The following is a 1,542-nucleotide window of genomic DNA, read 5'->3' as shown; positions in this document are numbered from 1 at the left end:
GTGATCAGGTCGGCGGTATGGGGATGGTCGGCGCATAGCCGGATCAGGCGTTTGCGGGCACGCCGGACGAGGCGTGCGGGGATCTGGAACAGGAGGCGGCGCAGGAGAGCGGGTGTGGCTGTGCGCAGGTCTGGGTGGTGGTCGAGGATGAGCAGGCGTAGCCAGGCCAGCAGGTCGGCAGCGAGCATGACCGCGTGGCACCAGGCCTGGTTGGCGGCCATCGCGTAGAACGGCAGGCGCCGCAGGCCGAGGTTCTTCCCCTCCTTGATCACGGATTCGACATCGGCGTGGTCGCGGTGGAAGGCGTCCTGGCGGGGATAGTGGTGGCCGGGTAGGTCGTGTGCGACGGCCTGGAACCGTTGGCCGCGCCGCTTTTCGAGGGCGCTGGCGTTCTTGCGGTGCCTGGGATGCAGCGGTTCGAGGCGGGCGGTGACGCGCATGCCGTCTGGCCAGCCATCCTCGTCTCGGTTCAGGTCGAGCAGACCGGTCAGTTCGGCGACGTAGGCGCGGTCGCGGATTTTGCCCTCTGGGGTGATCGCGCAGGCCCAGACCTTGCCGGGGACTTTGACGATGGCATCGCGGATGGGCGCCGTGACGTCGAAGCCGACGCTGTAGTGCCACGTGTGGCCGCCCTTCGCGGCCGTCTCCTTGATCCACTTCAGGAGGTCCTTGGTGGCGCCCGCGCCGTCACTACGGAAGATGATTTTCCGCCGGTAGCGGGCCGGGAGTTGGGCGATCGCCTCGGTCAAGACGGTGATGTGGTCGGTGGCGGTGTTGGAGCCGGCGTTTCCCGGGCGGAGCAGGATCGCCAGGATCTCTCCGGTGTTCGCGCAGGTCACCAGGATCGGGTGCAGCCCGAACACGTGCTTTTTGTATGTCGGGGCCGCGCCTTCCTTCTCGGAGTGGGACTCCACGAGAGAGGCGTCGACGTCTAAGACGATCCATCCGTCCCAGACGTGTCCGGCCACGCTCACCCGGGGAAACCCCCCGGGGCGGGCGGCGAGCAGGCTCCACACTCGCCGCCGGTGGGCGGCCCGCGCCTGGGCCAGCCGTTCCAGCATGACCGGGTCGAGTTCCTCGCCGAACAGCCGCCAGGCGGTCACGCCCGAGGCGATGGCCCCGGTTACCACGCTCGCCCCCGCGGTGGTGTCCATGGCGGCGCTCACTGAGGTGGCGCCCATCGCCAGCCCGATCGCGACATCGACCAGGACCTGCCCACGATCGTGTCGGGGATGGAACCCAGGCACGCGCAGCGCTGTGGAGGCGTGGCCGCGTACGCCGGATTCCTCGGCGAACAGCCGGAGCAGGGGCACCCCGGCTGCGGGGACCAGCCCGGTGGCGCCGTCGGTCATCTCCAGCCCGGTCGACCAGGCTGACGTGCGTTTTTCCAGTTTTCGGCGGCGGCGCTGTTCTCTAACACGCTTGATCTTCCGCCGCAATCCGGCGGGTGTCGTAGGCTTCACTTTCGAGGTGCCGTTCTCCTGCAGGATCAAGATCTAGTCAATCCAGATCATGCCAGGTCAGAGCGGCACCTTTTGTCGT

At 68.0% G+C, this 1,542-nt stretch carries 1 protein-coding gene; it reads right to left on the bottom strand.

The genetic code is table 11. The features are described 5' to 3' along the window. The coding region (locus tag QSK17_RS35655) for an IS1380 family transposase (protein ID WP_285711111.1) at positions 1-1,493 on the bottom strand (1,493 nt) is incomplete at its 3' end. Positions 1,494-1,542: the final 49 nt, after the last annotated feature.

It is taken from the genome of Microtetraspora sp. NBRC 16547, from assembly GCF_030268965.1.
Lineage (GTDB): Bacteria > Actinomycetota > Actinomycetes > Streptosporangiales > Streptosporangiaceae > Microtetraspora.
The sequence above is the reverse complement of the archived record's forward strand: the minus strand, read 5'-3'. Positions and strand labels throughout refer to the sequence as shown.